Raw genomic sequence first — 16959 nt, 5'->3', positions numbered from 1 at the left:
ATTTCTTAATTTTTGTGTTTATTGAATAGGGATTTGCGGCTGAGCTGTGCCTTGCGCATAAGAATGTAACATTTGCTGACCATCCGAATTGTCTAACATGGCTACTTGATAGTATTTATGTTTATTCTGGTAGAGGAACACTTCATAAGCCATCTCAGTATAGTTCTCTACTTGAGCAGCTACCACACGACGAACTACGGGATTATTCACTTCAGCCGTTATCATCGTCAGGAGTGATGCATTCGTTTTAAGTGCTCCCAGCATAAATCCACTAATCTGTTCATCTTTAATTTCAGTTACAGATTGAACTGGCTTTTTCGGCTGACTTGGCGTAAGTCCGTAGGTAATTTGAATTCCTGTTTCGGGCATCGCATACATCGTAGTATCATGACTTGGCTTCTCTCCCGATATGAAACATTCCACGGTCAGATTGTAATGTGCCAGAATGAAATTGTATTGGCGGTTCAGAATAGTCAACAGCTCGTTATCCTTAGCCAATGATCTGTAGATCACAAATTGATCTAAAAGACCAATGATACTAGATAATGCTTCATGCATATCTAACAGCTCATGTCCCCCACGATGGATATTCTGTATGCCTGAAGAATGATTATTATTCAATTGATCGTGCTGACTTGGATTCTGCATAAAATGCCTCCTCTATTATATATCGATTGCTACCAACCGACTTATGATGAGTCATTTCGTGCAGAATCATACATATAAATATTGGAAAACAGCCTATAGTCAGCAGTAGAACACACTCTATTTACATTCCTGTTATAGCAATTCCGGTCTCTCCTTACCATCAAGTGCAGACCAATGAAGGACTTCTCTTACTGGCTGGGAAAGGCCCTCCGGAGAAATTGACACCTGCCAGTTCACGCCACCAATGCCATCAATCGTATCTCCATCTTGGATTACTGGACCATTCTGCATCAAATAGTTCGCAATATTTCGTAGAAAGTCTGCTGCTTCGTTAGGATCATATACATTACGGTCAAATACGATTTCTTGATCCTGCACATCTAATTGCTCCATTCCAACGGTATCCATTAACAACCAATCCTCTTGCGGTAAATTAAACATACGAATATTCGACCATAGTTCCATTGGCGCAAGATTCGTCTCCTCATATCTCTCAAATAACTCATCAATTAATGCGTCAGAAGCCAAACTTTCACCGGCTGGATTAAAGTAGCAAATTGCCTCCGGCAGACGAAGCAAATCCCTTGCGATTGCCGTTATCTGAAGTAACTCTGGGAAAGCCTCATAGTCCTCAGGTAATATAGGTGCTTCCTCGTTTACACGCCCCGCCGCATAGGTTACACGAATACGAATACAAGCGACATGCGCATCGGTAGCTGATTTTGCATCTGGAAATTCCCAAGCTTGTAGAGATGCCCGTTCTAGATTCCCCTGATGCGTATGAGGACCGAAATGCCCCATTGACCAAGCACCGAACAACATGGATTCTTCTTTGGGATCACCCATGTGATCAGGCCACGGCCGATCTATAATATCAATGTTTATGATGCCATGTACTTCTGGACGATATGCAATCATACAACTCGGCCCACTGAACTCCCATTTATCGGATGACTCATTAACATTCATCACATCGTATTTCTGTTGCAGAACATCCTTAATTTGATGAATAGACACTGTTTCTGACAACAATACGGTAACACCTTGAGTAAATAAACCTTTTGCCATGTTAAACCCTCCATTTAGTCGCTATATACTGTGTGAATTGATTAACCGCTTAGCCCTATTCGAGCATTTCCATCTTTGCCCCATAGGGTAGCGGAAGCCCCATACTTTCAAGTTCATTAAGAACACGATCAATATGATAGTTATAAATAATAAATTGTGAATCTCTTTGAAGCACTTCTTCATCTCCACTTACATCACAGTGATAATTTCCCAACCTCAACATGTTGTCTACACTCAGAATTTGTTCTCCATCTAATTTTTGAATCATTTTCAAATGTTCATAGATCAATTTATAGGATTCGAATTCATCGATGATATGCTCTAATGAATCATCCCCATCTTTGATCAAATGAAATTCTTCCTTGGAGATATCTAGATACATCTCTAGCTTCCTCAATTGAGCCCTAAGTTTCTTTAGATTGAACTCTTTCTTAGCCATCAGGTGATCCACAATATACACCATTTCTTTGGATAACAGTCTACGTGCTCTACGAATGTTAATCTCATATTTCGGAGGGAACACCAAATAATTCACCATGACGGCTACACCGACACCAATCAGCGTATCTATGATCCGGTTGATGCTATAGTGAAGTGGAGAATCTCCTTGTAAATTTAACATAATAGCCAAGAATACAATGATAGCAATCGGAATGGACTTATTCCACTTTAGCAGATTACATATATAAATCGCCACGATGGTACCTAGCGCACATAACCATATATTCTCTGGCTGAATAGTGGCAAAAGCGAGTCCAGCCCCAGCACCTACAAAGGTACCCATCACACGATTTTTTCCCGCTGCAAAAGAGTTAGTCACTGAATTCTCCATCGAGATCACCGTCGCAATAGCCGCGTAGAATGGATACTGTAATTGCAGTAAGTTAGCAATAATCAGACAGACCAAAATAGCTATTGCTGTTTTGATATTTCGCATACCTATCGTTTGTTGCACACAGACACCTCACATTTATACTTGAAAAGAGAACTATTATACTTCGTAGCTTCAGGTTCTGCAAGTTCATCATGATATAACACTATAAAAAACACAACTCAAGCATGTTCAGCTTAAGTTGTGTTCTTGTCCTTTTTTTACGAAATTAGCGCTTGTCTTCCCAAAAGTTAATAGGAGTCATTCCTTCGGTAATAATCTCGAATGAATAGCCTTCTTTCTTAAGGGACGCGATAATCTGTGGAAGAGCCTTCAAAGTCGGTTTCTGATCATGCATAAGAATGATTGGTGTCGTCTTTGACTTCTCTAATTTATGAACCTGATTCATGACAGTGTTGTAGATCGAGGCAGTCGCCTCTTTATATTTCCAATCCAACGAATCTACATTCCAGTCCCATAAATGATACCCCTGTCCAAGAACTTTATTGCGGAAAGTTTGTGTGAAATACGGCTTACTTCCATAAGGTGGACGAATGAGTGTAGACCTAACCCCTGTAATCTTCTCAATGTACTTATTGTCTGTATCCATTTCAGCTAACGCCGAGCTTGGAGATTTATAGAACTTCCCTTTCACATGCGTAAGACCGTGCAATCCAAGTGCATGACCATCAGATAACGTTCGCTTTACTGCACTTGGATATTTCTGAACATTGTTGCCTATCATAAAGAACGTTGCCTTCACCTGATTTTTAGCTAAAATATCAAGCAACTGTCCTGTTGTTGCAGTCGGCCCATCATCAAACGTTAAATAAACGACTTTCCCCTTAGGTACTGTTGGTTTTTTAGTTGGTTGTTGTGCAGGCTTCTCAATCGTCTCTTTCGGTTTCAGTTCTTCTGTGTACTTCGCTATAAAATCATCCTTACTTAGTGTAGCCCTACTATCTTGTATCCTAAGTAAATTGGCTTGAGATTCATAAGAGATACTATATCCGAAAGAGCTAGATACTACGCGTACAGGAATCATTAACTTACCGTTACGGTTAAATGGTTGAATCGCCTCTTCTCTTCCATCGGGCATAACAGCCTTTTTCTCTTGTTGATACACAATCAACGAACCTTCATTTCCCTTAACCGTAACAATATGTACCGTCCCTAACATCTCTAAATGTAGTGCTTCTGACAACTCTCTCAAAGGAACATAGAATGTATTATTCATAGAGACAGCTTCAATATCACTAACTTCATCATTAATACTAAGCCTTAACGTAGAGGCATCTAATGCCTTAACCGGATTCACCGTACACAGACCAATAAGTAACATACATAACAAAACAAGCGGTAATTTCTTCAAAGACACTAGTGATAACTCCTATCTATAGTAGATTCTGTATAACAACCATAACATAGATAGTCTAGTTGAAATTTGATAGATTGTAACCCCCGAGTAAAAGAATTGTTACTTGTTGAACAATAATGTTGACTATTTGCTAGAATAGATTAAAAAACCCCTTGAAGAATATTACTCTTCAAGGGGTTTCTCACATGATAACCATCATGTGTTTAGAAAAAATCATCAGAAGTGTTTTGTTTTTTAACAGTGGCATCAGCTTTATTATTGTTATTGTTGTTATTCTTTTTAGCTTCTGCCTCTTTAGCAGCAGCTCGAATGGCACCGTAGTTTTTTTTGACGATTTGTTTCTTATCCGTCTTGTTCCAGCGCGTCCAACCTTTACTACCTGTTCCTCTGCCTGTTCCACCCTTAGCTTTACTCATATCATCACTCCATAGTTTTTCGTATGTTGAGTTACTTATTTCACTTTCCCAATAGATTGAACCAAAGTTCTTACTCCCCATACTCAATAATTCTAGAATATATCATGAATATGAGCATTCGTCTTTAGTTCAATCTATCCAATTAGATATATTCATTACATGCTATATTCCTCTTTTTTCAACAAGTGAATTCATACTCTCTTCTATTATAGCATCATCTGACCCATGACTTTGTATTCCTCCATCAGAAAAGAAACATTTATATTGAAATCAGGAACAACGATCACTCGATATGCTTAATCGAATCCATTTTCACTCTTCACTTTTAAATAAGAAATGATGTTGGCAATTGTGTTTATTTCTATAATTTGGTTTATTCACAACTTTTCTCCAATCGTTTACGTCTAACCTACTAGATCCTATACATCCGTTAGTTATAAGATCAGAAACCAATAAACATTGAGGAGTATGATATGAAAAAATGGTCTGTTTTCCTTAGCTTTATCGTTGTTCTTACTTTAATATCTAGCATACCTGTCTCTGCAGCTGCAGTCGATAAGTCTTCCAACATTAAATCCTTCGACCCTACATCACTCGTTAAAAATGACGGCTCTTATTGGGTATGGGGTGGTAATCAATCCGTTCCCACGCAATTTCAAGGAATAACAGATGTAATGATTACCTTTGGTAATGATTATATTATGAAGAATGATGGCTCCATCTGGTATATGGGAAGAAGTCAATCGTTATCAAGCACTCAAATTCATGAGATCAAGAGCTTAAATCAAATTAGCACCTTTTATTATTCCTATGGAAATGAGTTATTTGCCTTAGGTCATGATGGGAAAATCTACACAGCTGTCCATACCGATGGCAAATTGGACCTTACTCATTTTGTTCAAATTACTGGAATAGACAAGGTAACGAACATAAGTACTTATTATGATTTCAGCAAGCGGGAAGGCGAATTACGTTCGATATTTCTGAAGGATGACGGTAGCGTATGGAATGATCAGAATGCATTACAATCTTTTGAACGCATCCCATCTCTCAATGATATTACTGCAATTGCCACAAACATCGCACTGAAGAAGGATGGAACCGTCTGGAGATTACCTTGGACAAGACAATTTAGCGAAGATACCCCGGTAGAAACAACACCTACCGTAATAAGTGAATTACGTAACATTAAGATAATCAAATCCAATGGTAACTCACATATGGCTATTGATGATCAAGCCCGCCTGTGGTTCTGGGGAGTAACGATAACTGGCTGGTCCGACGGAACAACGTATCACGACGGGAAGGCTCCAGTATTATTAACCAATATCAAAGACGTGAAGGATGCTTTTGTCGTTGAACGCTCTCTGATCGTTCAGACTGAATCAGGGAATGTCTATGAAACATCTATCGAAGGTACCTCCCTACCTGAGAATGCTAAATTCACGTTACTGACTACTAATGTTAATCTAATCAAGCAAGGCGACCGCTCTATCATTATGCAAAAAGACGATGGAACGCTTTGGGGTTGGGGTGTCAATAAGGATGGGCAGTTAGGTTACGGAGACTACGAATTTATGCATAGCACACCAGTCCCCGTACAAAAACCTATTTCAGTCCATTTAAATGGAGAATCAGTAGCTTTAAATACTGGTGTAATTATTCGGAATTCTCAAGCCTTCATCCCGCTTCGTTCCATATTTGAGAAACTAGGGGCTACGATTACATTTGAGGAAATGAGTAAAGTCGTTACTATTAAACGTTCTGGCGTCGGGACGCCTCCCCTAACGATAAGTATCAATATGAAATCTGGAGAAGTGACTGTCAATAACAAAGCTGTTATACTTCAAAATACTCCTTTCGGCGTAAATGGAACTTCCTACCTCCCGCTTCGTTTCATTAGCGAGACGCTCGGTGCAAAGGTCGATTGGGTACAACAAACTGACAAGATCTCGATTATAATGAAATAGACCTGTTCATAAGATGCATCCAATCATAACCAAAACGGCAAGCCACTCCCTGCTTCATGCAGTTCGTGCTTGCCGTCTTTGCTATTCTTATGGACAACGTAGACACAATCTCCTCTCACTTAAGATAGAAGAAATGAGTTTATGAGTTCTTCTTCATGAATTACAGTGAGTGTGGAGCAATGATTCGTCGTACTACATACTGACAGCATGTACTCTGAATTCACTTGACGAGTGTGAAGGAAATATGGAATGTCATCCTCTTTTTCCATCGTAATTTCATTCCTATCATTAATATCGATGGAGAAAGAATCTAAAGGAATATGTAACCCTTTACCTACAGCCTTGATATAACTTTCCTTCAGCGTCCACAGTTTATAGAAATGAGTCTGTTGCACTGACGTGTCCCTTTGTATTAAATCTTCATATTCTCTTGGTGTGAAAAACCGTTTCGCAATCTCCAAATTAATATCTAACATTTGTTCTATGTCTATGCCAACGCAATGATGATCTATTGCACAAGCAACCCATTCCCCTGAATGGGAAAGATTGAACTCAAAATTAGCATGCGATTGTAAATATGGTTTATGATATGTATTCTCGCCAAATCTAATATTTCTATTAGGAATGTTCAACTGATCTATGATAAGTGATCTTATTAATAATTCAGCAATGACTGATCGATGAACATCATCAAACATTCTAAGTTTCGATACTTTGTTCTGTCTATCTAACGATAAATAGGGTAGCATTTTGTTAATTAAGGAAGGATCTATTGCTGTATTAATATTAACGATATATATTCCTACCATGATGTCATCTACCTCCTACTCGAATATTTCTAGCTCTTGCACAAACAGACCATCTTTTATGTAGGTATCTAACGTAACGTTGCTACATTGTGATACGATCTCTTTTAAATTGCTCAACCCTAAGCAACGATTCTTTCCTTTTGTAGAGAATCCCTTCTCATATATCTTATACAGCTCCGGTCCATTTGGACGACAACTATTCGTAGTCACGATCAGCACCGTACCTTCCCTCTTAATCAGAGCCACACGCAGCGTTGGATCTTCACATTGAAGAGCTTCCTCAGTCGCGTTATCCAGTATAATCCCCTGACAACGGCATAACTTAATCGAATCCATATTTAATATTTCAATCGGTTCTACAACTTCAATAACTCCATCAATGTTTAACTCTTGTGCTCGAAGGATTTTGGAAGATAAAATCCCTTTTACCTCTTGTATCTTAATATTCTGCAATGTTCCCAGCTTATAGTTATCGGATTGCATCCCTTGACTGATGGGAAGAATTTTGTTGGTGAAATAAATATCTAGATTCTCGATATCTTTCGTATGGATATATTCTGACATGGTTAATAATATATTGATATAGTCGTGACGGAATTCTGCATGTCTGTATACAATCCTTCAAGGTTCTCCGTGTATTCCGTTAGCCTTTCATATTATAACTGTTTATTTTGCATTTTACTTTCTTTACTTACCATTCGTGTCAACACCACAAATACAGTGAGTAATAACACAAAATAAAACGGCAAGCTACCTACCTGCTTCATGCAGGAAGTGCTTGCCGCTTGCTATTCTAGTGGACGATCACACGAATCTTCTAGTAGAGATTTCATTTAGTGCTGAACAATATCTTTTAGTCCCTTTAAAAACCGACTCGATGCATAACAAATCTGTCCATTATTCATTCGGATCTCTCTATCCTTCATGTCAACATCAGCAATATTGTCTTTATTCACGACATAGGAGTTATGACATCGGTAGAAACGACTGTCCATCTCAATGATGTCCTTGAGTTTCCCGTAAAATTCTACCTGTCGGTTCTTTGCATGCAGTATAATTTTATGCAGTTGAGGTGACGTTTCAAAAAATAATATGTCGCTATAGTCAATGCTGATGATTTTATCGCCAGATTTCGTCTGAAATATTTTCTTGTTATTATGCTTACTTTGTAAATAACGCATATTGGCGGTATCAATACAGTCAATAACTCGTTTCTGAATATCTGTGAACTTGTCTTTCGTAATATAATCCATAGCCTCAACTTTGTAAGTAAACGTTAAATAGGTCAATTCTGAATGTGTTGTAACGAATACGATGGCACCTCGGTTATCATACTGACGGATTTCTGCTCCTAAGGCGATTCCACTCTGCTCCTCTTGCAAATCCACATCTAAGAAATATAACCCTGTCACTTGATTGTTCTTCAAATAATCAATCACATCGTTCGAGTTAGCGGTTGATACAACAACCTTCATATCTAAGTTCTCTATCATGATATAATCTTCTATGTATTTAGTCAGACGTTTTCGTTGTTCCACGTCGTCTTCACATATAAATATTTCCAACATTGTATTCACCTCCTACTCGAATATTTCTAGTTCTTGCACAAACAGATCATCTTTTATGTAGGTATCTAAAGTAACGTTGTCGCATTGTGATACGATTTCTTTTAAATTGCTCAATCCTAAGCCGCGATTTGTTCCTTTTGTGGAGAATCCCTTCTCATATATCTTATACAGCTCAGGTCCATTTGGACGACAACTATTCGTAGTCACGATCAGCACCGTACCTTCCCTCTTAATCAGAGCCACACGTAATGATGGAGCAACACATTGAAGTGCTTCCTCAGTCGCGTTATCCAGTATAATTCCCAGACAACGGCATAACTTAATCGAATCCATATTTAATGTTTCAATTGGTTCAACAACTTCAATAACCCCATCAATGTTTAATTCTTGTGCTCGAATGATTTTGGAAGACAAAATCCCTTTTACCTCTTGTACCTTGACATTCTGTAGTGTACCTAGCTTATAGTTATCGGATTGCATCCCTTGACTAATGGGAAGAATTTTATTAGTGAAATAACTATCTAGATTCTCAATGTCTTTCGTACGGATATACTCTGACATCGTTAATAATATATTGATATAATCGTGACGGAATTTCTGCATGTCTGTATACAATCCTTCAAGGTTCTTCGTATATTCCGTTAACCTTTCATATTGTAACTGTTTATTATGCATCTTAGCTTCTTTATTCACCATTCGTGTTAATACCACAAATACAATGAGCAATAAAACAAAATAAAACAAAAATAAGAAACTATTTGCCTGAAGATTTTCATCAGAGAAACCTTGTTGCTTTCCTATTAATATATTAACGTAGAAAATAACAATCGTAACTACACTAAGCACAGTAAACAAAACACCGTAGCGCTTGAAGAACATCTCATGCCCTTTAAACTTACTGAATAGATACCTACCTACCTGACTTAAAATCAGAGCTAATACAGACACTACAAAAACATTGATTACTTCTTGATTATCTAGATAATCACCTATTGGGTTAATAATTTTAATAAGCACAATAATATAGTCGCTTATAACAGAAAGTAACAGTGCAATAATGGGTAAAATTATGCTTAACAGTATTTGTTTTAGTTTAATATAAAGGGCTATCATGAGAAATATGATTATATAAAGGATTGTTATAATTCCTATTTTTGGAAAAAGAGTATATCCGATTGCCTGAGCCCCTATAATCATCAATAGTACAAGCTTTAAATTGAGTCTAGATTTTAGAAATATAAATATGGACAAGCAATATGTACTAATTTGAAGTAAACTAACCAAAAAAAAGACTATCATTTGATACCTCCCTCAACTTTTTAAATTGCTCCCACCGGACTTGTATTAATTCCAAAAACCAATATTCTCTGGAATGCGTCTAAATAAGTAGAGGACCCGCCTACATAGATTAAGATGGAAAAAACTTGTAATTAGTAATGAGTATAATAATTAAGTTTAAGGTCTGTCAAATCTTTTGTGTAAACTCTTTTAATATTCTCCTTCCCATAGGGAGAAAAGTTATCTGAGATACTACCCTATGCGATACCGAAAGAATATGGCAAATTGAAAGAGCGTTTATCCCAACTCTGTACACGGTCTGCCCATTTACGGGTAACATCCATCGCAGCCTAGTTGGCTGCTTTGTTTACATTCGCACCATCCTCTCAGATGATGCCTTTGATTGTTCACACGAAAAGCAAACGGCAAGTACTACCACCTTCATGAAGGTGGTAGTACTTGCCGTTTGGGATATTGCTTGGTGATGTTAACTAGCGTTGATGACTCATTTCCCAACCCAAAATCACACCGTCATTTGTTTACGTTCGGTCATCATAGTCATGTGAATAGTAAGTGTTACTATATGAAAGAGGGGGGTGATAGTTTTAATGGGCTCTGCTTGCTAGCTTATTGTTTCTTTATGTTTGTCACCTAATTCACTCATAATTTGCTTTGATAGCGTAGCAATGGAAGGATTAGAAAAAAGAATTTTCATAGAAATCTCTATTCCAAGTTCATTTTTCAATAACCAAATTAATTTCACAGCCATTAGAGAATGACCTCCAATATGAAAGAAATTATCATTAATACCAATAGAAGAGATACCAAGTACCCTCGTCCAAATACTTGCCACTTGACTTTCAACTTCCGTTCTAGGAAAAAGATAAGTCTGATGATCAAACTCTTCCATTTGGAATCTTTCCTTCAAAATAGCACGATCTATTTTTCCGTTTAATGTTAATGGCAAATGATCAACTTCAATAATAATAGATGGCCTCATATATTCTGCTACTTGTTCATTTATGTAATACCATAACTTATTTTTAAATTTTTTTTGTTTATTGTGAGAGGAGACGTAGGCAACCAAATGCTTATAACCCATATTATCCTCGTGAACGAATACAGATTGTTCTTTGACATCGGGATGCTGGCTAATCAAAAATTCAACTTCAGCAAGTTCAATACGGAACCCCCGTATTTTTACTTGGTGATCAATTCTGCCTAAATATTCAACATTTCCATCAAGTAAAAATCTAGCCATGTCCCCAGTCTTATATATACGCTCGCCAGGAACAAACGGATTAACGACAAACTTTTCTTCTGTTAAGTCTTGACGCTCATAGTATCCTCTTCCTAGTGAATCCCCCGCAATATAAAGTTCACCAACATTACCAATCCCTTGCTCGTCCATATTATCGTCCAATATATAAATTTTTGTGTTAGAAATAGGTGCTCCTATCGGAGGCAACCCGACTTTTATCTCATCCGGAAACATTGTAAAAGTCGTAACTACATGTGTTTCAGATGGACCATAATGATTATGCAGACATATTTGATTCTGATGCAAACAGGATTTTATTTGTGCTGTAACAACAAGTTGCTCTCCAGCAGTAATAATATGTTTAACATTACTAGGGAAATTATCAAACCATTCCGATTCTGAAAAAATAAAATTTAAGAACGTCACAGGAAGATATAGTACCTCAATATTCTTTTCTTTAATTATAGTAAATAGTCGACTTGGATTTTTCCTATCTTCCTTGTTGATCAAGATTATACTTCCTCCAAATAACAGTGCAGAGAACATTTCCTGATAACATACATCAAAGCTACTTGAAGCATACTGCAAAATATTGGATGAAAAAGGAAGGATAGAAGAATTATATTGATGATATAACAAGTTTACCAAATTGCGATGCTCAAGCATTACCCCTTTAGGGTTCCCGGTAGTTCCTGATGTATAAATGATATACATTAAATGCGTGGATTCATTCCAATTCTGTAAATTCTCAGTTTCCCTTTGCAGAAGAGACGCTTCGTAGACATCTAACCTATCAATATCTTTTGGTATGGCCGGATGCCACGGTTGTTGTGTCAATACACATTTTATACCGCTTTTTTGTAGCATATATCGGATACGTGTTTCTGGATAATCCGAATCCACCGGAACAAATGCCCCTCCTGCTTTAAGAATAGCTAAAACACTCACGACAAATTCAAGAGAACGATCAAGCATGATACCAACTGGCTCCTGAGCTGAAACACCTTTTTCTCTCAATATCCAAGCAATTTGATTCGCTCTTTCGTTAAGCTCTTTATAAGTCAAGTGCTGGGAATCGAATATAACAGCCGTTTCATTCGGGCTGTATTTAACCTGTTCTTCAAATAACTCGTGGATTGTTTTATCTCGCGGGTACTCTTTAGACTTATCATACACTTGACATAAGTCTATGTAAGATGATCCTTTCATACGTAGCCTCCCTATCATATTTTTAATAAGAGAACGATTACAATTTTAAAACTATATATTACATATTATCTTCTAAGAAACCCTAAATCCGCTCTTCATATTAGGGAGCCCCCTATTAGCAAGGGATCATTTAATGCAAAGTTTTCAGAATGGGTGAGAAGTGTACGCCGGAGGTAAGATATTCAGTCTGATGTAATAATTTGATTCTCTTAACTTTTAGGACTCAAAGCAGAAACTAGTGGTTAACAAAATAATCTTAGGTTTAAAATAGAAAAACATCTGCAAATCCCGTATTGTTGTAAGTCCTACCAAACAACAAGGAGGGAAATGACAGATGCAACTTCAGTATATCAACGAAATGCTTGAAATGCCTGAAATACCAGAACTACAAATCCATAATATCCTATCTATAGATGGGAATGAGGTTCATCTGGAGGCAACTCCTGTGGCCTACAAACAGCCCTGTCCTATCTGAAGGCAGGTATTTTGAATGTAATCAGCACCGAATGCCTGGATGTTCTGTCAACCACTCATTGTGAGATAGAGCCACTTTTAGATGACATTTTTAACAACTCCACCGGAATTGCAGGTTCATAATTATATGTCATACAACATCTTTCCATAGCAGCCTCTCCGCTTTTCATTGCAATACTCCCTAGTGATTTAGAAACATTGTTTCTAATACCTTTAATTAGTAGTTGCTTCATATTTTTCATAATTATTAAAACTCCTTTTTAATAGTTTATAAGTAACTGGCAATACGGCAACGACTTGTAGCAACACTCCAAGAACAAGTAAGCTCTTAATCATTGGACTCGGACATATTAAGGCAATAATCATTATGATTATGCACGTTGTAACTGCTTCTTTGCGCATTTGTTTTCTTCTTTCGACTCCTAATAGCGGGTATTTATCGGTGTCAGCTGGTGCGTAACGATAGAGTAACGCAGTCAAGATCACACCTAATCCTATTACTAGATAGTTATTAAACCATATGTATTGACATAATATCGGCGTACCCACAAACATTAGTACGCTTATGATCGTGCACATTGTACTTGAATTGGCATGTAGTCCAAAGGCGACCCTCCGAATAGCAAAATAGGCGGCATGTAGGATGAACGTTTGAAGGAGACTCTGGAAGGCGATAGCCACTCCATAAACAATGAAGCTTTTAGACAAATTAATAACTAACATTTCAATGCCTAACTTCATTTTCAAGTAATCCATTCGGCTTCCATCACGTTCCTTATTTATTCGCATGGCGAGCTTACTAGCAAATGATTCCGTCATACCCATTCTGTTTACCGTTTCTTCTACCAACTTGATCACCTCTTGAATCTAATAATATAGCCTTTGATCACCTTGTGATTATTCCTGTCTTATATCACCCATTATTTAACATAAATGATATTACATACGGACAAGCCCTTTCCTAGATGCTCATAAATGACACTTATCTGTTTCTATATAAAATTCCACTACTATGAAATAGGGGATACTATTTCATAGTAGTGGAATCATTAAGAGATTTCTAAGATACGATTAAATACTCTAGCACCTGCTCAACATTCACTTTTTGCGGAACCACTAGACTACAGATTTCTTTATCGTTCTTCATAAAAGAATATGCGGTTAAAAACGGGAACTTTTTAAACTCTAGTTGGAAGACTTCCTTGCCAAACCACTGTTCTGATTCAATACTTTTAATTTCGTAGATCGAATAATCGGCTAGGAGTCCCATCTTCAAGGCCTTTCCTAGTGCCTCCTTACAACTAAAGAAGATATAAGCAAATTGCGCAGGTGAACAATAGCCAGCTATCATGTTCTTCTCAGCGGTACTCAGCATATCCTCGATCGGAATATCCGAACGAATGGTTTCAATATCAACGCCTACCACTTGATCTTTTGAATAAATAATAGAGAAGACGTATTTCTTAGAATGGCTTAATCCAACTTCGATCAAGCTATCTCTAATAATTGGAAACCGTAGCTTTCCGTATTCTACGCTAATATCCTGAAACTCTCCCATGAAAGAAGGGCCATTCTCCGCCAAATTCTTCTTTATAGCATACCGACCGACCAGAAACTCTTTCTGCCTGCTTTCATTCGTTATGTTCTGATAGATGTCTAATTCGAATGAACTTAATATTAGATTCGCATCCATGGACTCCTGTTCATTAATCTCGAGTAAGTTAGGACTAATCATGCCATCATCATCCTTATCGATAATTAGTCGTTGTCTTTAATTTCATGTGTAAGTAATAGAAAAGAAACAGATCTACCAGAAAACCCAAATTCAGCAGTATAATAAATCCTAAATAGACGCTTTGCATAATCGAATCCATAGGAAATTTAATGAAGATACATGCTGAGATAATTACACTTACTATTGCACTAAAAGGAACTACCTTTGATTTCTGATAATGAATCTTCCGATATAGACCAACTGTTATTAATAGAAGACCTGGTATAAATAACGATTCTCGAAGCCCACTTATGTCATAGCTACTATCCCCAAAGGTGTACACAGGTAATTTAATACATAATATTATTCCCGTAAGAATCAATAACGTATCAATCCATTTGCGGTGCTTACTTAATGTGATTACAAACCATGCACTAAATACGTTTAAGTAGGAAAGAGTAATCAAGAGGAGTCCAGCAACAACACTCCCTACAAACCAATAGGTTTCCGTAGGTAAATAGATATCTTGTCCAACAAACCGTAAGAATAAGCTGAAATAAATTGTGACTGCCAATAGCTTCAATCCCCAATATACTTTCATACTTCCTTTGAATTGATCACGTAAAGATGCGTTATCTCTTGTTTGAAAGAAATCATATTTTTGAAATAAGAAATCATAAATTGTTCGCTGCATAATATTCCTCCCCCAACATATTCGAGATTTGATGAACGGTTGGATTCTCAATAATATCGAAGAAGCTTAGATCCGAGTTGAATTGATGGTTAATTTCTCTGCTGATTTCCCACACAATGATTGAATCAATTCCAAATTCAAATATATTCTTATACTCACTTATCTTGTCTGCATCACCGACGTACTTCTGTATAATCTGCGCAATCTTCTTGCTTTTCGTTATGAAATAATTGTTATATACTGCCTTCGTATCCGTCTTGCCATAAGCCGTTAAAGGTAGTTCATTCATATACACAATCTTTGAGGGAATCATATAGACAGGCAATATTTGTTTTAATTTAGAGCTCAAATGCTCATCTTTCGTTGTTATCGCAAGATATATTCTCTTCTCTTGCACGAAAGCATGACAGTTTTTAATGCCTAGAGACTTTACAGTGTATTCTATTTCTTGTAAATCAACTCGATAACCATTGATTTTCACCTGAGTATCCTTTCTCCCCAGATAGACCAATTTCCCTTCGTCGTTCATTCGGACAAGATCACCTGTCTTATAGACATCTATATTATTCCATGTCACAAATGATTCCTTAGTTCTCTCCTCATTTCCTAAATATCCCAATGCAACACCCAACCCACCCGTATACAATTCACCTTCGGTACTGAGGTTGCCATGATCATCAACGATATATGTCTCTGTACCGTAGATTGGAGTTCCAATCGCAATTTCATCCACACTGTTTTCCATGACATCAAGTGTAGTAATAACAGCATTTTCCGTAGGGCCATATCCATTAATGACTTTCGTATATTTTAGCGCTTCTCGTACATGCGTTAGACTAAGCTGCTCTCCTCCTGTAATCACATGACTCAATCGTTGGAGCATCTCTGGTTTCTTATCCACCCAGAAATTAAATAATGAACAAGTAACCCACATCATATCTATTCCTTGATTAATTCGTTTCTCCACTTGATAGATATTCAGTATTTCTGTTTTGGAGATTAATGCAATGGTCATTCCACTGAGTAATCCTCCCCAAATCTCAATGATAGAGGCATCGAACTCTAGTGGACTGATATGTGAGATGGTCTTGTCTGGCGAGAATCCAAACCGTTCTTCTTGTAATAACCTTAGAATTCCTCGATCCGGTATCCCTACTGCCTTAGGTAGTGATGTCGTTCCTGAAGTAAATATGACATAACATAGTTGTTCAGGTGATCTGGGAACACACGTCCACTCATCTGCTAGATTACGATCTGGCTCCATAATTTCATCGATCGTAAATTTTACATCAAGTATCTCTCTCATAAGCTGCTTTCTACTCTCTGGGTAGTCTTTATTAATGACAGTATATGCTGCTCCAATTTTCAGAATAGCAATCATAGCCGCAATAGCCTCAATACTGCATTCTAATGCAACAGCAACCACATCTTTCGCTTTAACTCCACCATCTTGTAGCTTCTTCAAATACCCATTGGATAGTGCGTTTAAATTCCCATAGGTAATGTCTCTACTATTCTCTGAGATAGCCACCTTCTCTTTGTAGATCCTGACGTTACGCTCTAGAATATCCAGTATCTTTTCCATTGGATTAGTCCTCCTA

At 37.3% G+C, this 16959-nt stretch carries 17 protein-coding genes; 2 read left to right on the top strand and 15 right to left on the bottom strand.

The genetic code is table 11. The features are described 5' to 3' along the window. Positions 1–18: 18 nt before the first annotated feature. From BW961_RS15975 to BW961_RS15955, 5 genes are all read right to left on the bottom strand, one after another. Positions 19–648 (bottom strand): spore coat protein, encoded by a 630-nt coding sequence (locus BW961_RS15975; RefSeq protein WP_068579541.1) that lies wholly within the window; start codon positions 646–648, stop codon positions 19–21. 132 nt (positions 649–780) lie between these two features. Beyond that, a complete protein-coding gene (locus tag BW961_RS15970) occupies positions 781–1716 on the bottom strand; it encodes a DUF4261 domain-containing protein (RefSeq protein WP_068579538.1) in 936 nt (311 codons plus the stop codon). Positions 1717–1771: 55 nt separating this feature from the next. After that, positions 1772–2671, bottom strand: a complete 900-nt coding sequence (locus tag BW961_RS15965) for an FUSC family protein (RefSeq protein ID WP_082867281.1) — start codon at positions 2669–2671, stop codon at positions 1772–1774. A gap of 145 nt (positions 2672–2816) precedes the next feature. After that, a complete protein-coding gene (locus BW961_RS15960) occupies positions 2817–3965 on the bottom strand; it encodes a polysaccharide deacetylase family protein (protein WP_068579535.1) in 1149 nt (382 codons plus the stop codon). A gap of 203 nt (positions 3966–4168) precedes the next feature. Continuing rightward, a complete protein-coding gene (locus BW961_RS15955; protein ID WP_068579532.1) occupies positions 4169–4381 on the bottom strand; it encodes a DUF3934 family protein in 213 nt (70 codons plus the stop codon). 473 nt (positions 4382–4854) lie between these two features. On the opposite strand from BW961_RS15955, the gene BW961_RS15950 reads away from it, so the two are divergent. Continuing rightward, positions 4855–6351 (top strand): stalk domain-containing protein, encoded by a 1497-nt coding sequence (locus BW961_RS15950; protein WP_068579529.1) that lies wholly within the window; start codon positions 4855–4857, stop codon positions 6349–6351. A 119-nt stretch (positions 6352–6470) separates the two neighbouring features. On the opposite strand, the gene BW961_RS15945 is transcribed toward BW961_RS15950, so the two are convergent. From BW961_RS15945 to BW961_RS15925, 5 genes are all read right to left on the bottom strand, one after another. Continuing rightward, positions 6471–7160 carry a 4'-phosphopantetheinyl transferase family protein gene (locus BW961_RS15945; protein WP_068579526.1) on the bottom strand — a complete coding sequence of 230 codons (690 nt, stop codon included), beginning with the start codon at positions 7158–7160 and terminating at the stop codon, positions 6471–6473. A 15-nt stretch (positions 7161–7175) separates the two neighbouring features. Next, a complete protein-coding gene (locus BW961_RS15940) occupies positions 7176–7724 on the bottom strand; it encodes a GHKL domain-containing protein (protein ID WP_068579521.1) in 549 nt (182 codons plus the stop codon). A 269-nt stretch (positions 7725–7993) separates the two neighbouring features. Continuing rightward, positions 7994–8728 (bottom strand): LytR/AlgR family response regulator transcription factor, encoded by a 735-nt coding sequence (locus BW961_RS15935; protein WP_068579517.1) that lies wholly within the window; start codon positions 8726–8728, stop codon positions 7994–7996. A 12-nt stretch (positions 8729–8740) separates the two neighbouring features. Next, positions 8741–9745: a sensor histidine kinase gene (locus tag BW961_RS15930; protein ID WP_244555977.1), complete on the bottom strand. Its 1005-nt coding sequence runs from the start codon at positions 9743–9745 to the stop codon at positions 8741–8743. Positions 9746–10628: 883 nt separating this feature from the next. Continuing rightward, positions 10629–12476: a non-ribosomal peptide synthetase gene (locus BW961_RS15925; RefSeq protein ID WP_068579509.1), complete on the bottom strand. Its 1848-nt coding sequence runs from the start codon at positions 12474–12476 to the stop codon at positions 10629–10631. Between the two features lie 334 nt (positions 12477–12810). Here BW961_RS15925 and BW961_RS30605 point away from each other — a divergent pair, with 334 nt between their 5' ends. Then, positions 12811–12951, top strand: a complete 141-nt coding sequence (locus BW961_RS30605; protein WP_156510083.1) for a hypothetical protein — start codon at positions 12811–12813, stop codon at positions 12949–12951. A gap of 55 nt (positions 12952–13006) precedes the next feature. Here the strand turns inward: BW961_RS30605 and BW961_RS15920 are convergent, their stop codons facing one another. From BW961_RS15920 to BW961_RS15900, 5 genes are all read right to left on the bottom strand, one after another. Beyond that, the gene (locus tag BW961_RS15920) at positions 13007–13192 is read right to left on the bottom strand and encodes a cyclic lactone autoinducer peptide (RefSeq protein ID WP_068579506.1); all 186 of its coding nucleotides are present in this window, start codon (positions 13190–13192) and stop codon (positions 13007–13009) included. Beyond that, on the bottom strand, positions 13164–13799 hold the full coding sequence (locus BW961_RS15915) for an accessory gene regulator B family protein (protein WP_244555976.1): 636 nt from the start codon (positions 13797–13799) through the stop codon (positions 13164–13166). The genes BW961_RS15920 and BW961_RS15915 overlap by 29 nt, the downstream gene beginning before the upstream one ends. A 211-nt stretch (positions 13800–14010) precedes the next feature. After that, positions 14011–14685 (bottom strand): 4'-phosphopantetheinyl transferase family protein, encoded by a 675-nt coding sequence (locus BW961_RS15910; RefSeq protein ID WP_068579503.1) that lies wholly within the window; start codon positions 14683–14685, stop codon positions 14011–14013. A 13-nt stretch (positions 14686–14698) separates the two neighbouring features. Continuing rightward, positions 14699–15358, bottom strand: a complete 660-nt coding sequence (locus tag BW961_RS15905; protein ID WP_068579500.1) for a hypothetical protein — start codon at positions 15356–15358, stop codon at positions 14699–14701. After that, complete coding sequence (locus tag BW961_RS15900; protein ID WP_068579497.1) at positions 15339–16943, bottom strand: non-ribosomal peptide synthetase; 1605 nt, start codon at positions 16941–16943, stop codon at positions 15339–15341. The genes BW961_RS15905 and BW961_RS15900 overlap by 20 nt, the downstream gene beginning before the upstream one ends. Between the last annotated feature and the right edge of the window lie 16 nt (positions 16944–16959).

This window comes from Paenibacillus macquariensis (assembly GCF_900156375.1).
Classification (GTDB): domain Bacteria; phylum Bacillota; class Bacilli; order Paenibacillales; family Paenibacillaceae; genus Paenibacillus_AQ; species Paenibacillus_AQ macquariensis.
Note: the sequence above shows the minus strand (reverse complement) of the source record. Positions and strands in the feature narration are given on the sequence as shown.

Excerpts from the sequence above, each read along its gene's own strand:
- BW961_RS15975 (WP_068579541.1), bottom strand. The coding sequence starts at position 648 with ATGCAGAATCCAAGTCAGCACGATCAATTGAATAATAATCATTCTTCA.
- BW961_RS15970 (WP_068579538.1), bottom strand. The coding sequence starts at position 1,716 with ATGGCAAAAGGTTTATTTACTCAAGGTGTTACCGTATTGTTGTCAGAA.
- BW961_RS15955 (WP_068579532.1), bottom strand. The coding sequence starts at position 4,381 with ATGAGTAAAGCTAAGGGTGGAACAGGCAGAGGAACAGGTAGTAAAGGT.
- BW961_RS15950 (WP_068579529.1), top strand. The coding sequence starts at position 4,855 with ATGAAAAAATGGTCTGTTTTCCTTAGCTTTATCGTTGTTCTTACTTTA.
- BW961_RS15945 (WP_068579526.1), bottom strand. The coding sequence starts at position 7,160 with ATGGTAGGAATATATATCGTTAATATTAATACAGCAATAGATCCTTCC.
- BW961_RS15940 (WP_068579521.1), bottom strand. The coding sequence starts at position 7,724 with ATGTCAGAATATATCCATACGAAAGATATCGAGAATCTAGATATTTAT.
- BW961_RS15935 (WP_068579517.1), bottom strand. The coding sequence starts at position 8,728 with ATGTTGGAAATATTTATATGTGAAGACGACGTGGAACAACGAAAACGT.
- BW961_RS15925 (WP_068579509.1), bottom strand. The coding sequence starts at position 12,476 with ATGAAAGGATCATCTTACATAGACTTATGTCAAGTGTATGATAAGTCT.
- BW961_RS30605 (WP_156510083.1), top strand. The coding sequence starts at position 12,811 with ATGCAACTTCAGTATATCAACGAAATGCTTGAAATGCCTGAAATACCA.
- BW961_RS15920 (WP_068579506.1), bottom strand. The coding sequence starts at position 13,192 with ATGAAAAATATGAAGCAACTACTAATTAAAGGTATTAGAAACAATGTT.
- BW961_RS15910 (WP_068579503.1), bottom strand. The coding sequence starts at position 14,685 with ATGATTAGTCCTAACTTACTCGAGATTAATGAACAGGAGTCCATGGAT.
- BW961_RS15905 (WP_068579500.1), bottom strand. The coding sequence starts at position 15,358 with ATGCAGCGAACAATTTATGATTTCTTATTTCAAAAATATGATTTCTTT.
- BW961_RS15900 (WP_068579497.1), bottom strand. The coding sequence starts at position 16,943 with ATGGAAAAGATACTGGATATTCTAGAGCGTAACGTCAGGATCTACAAA.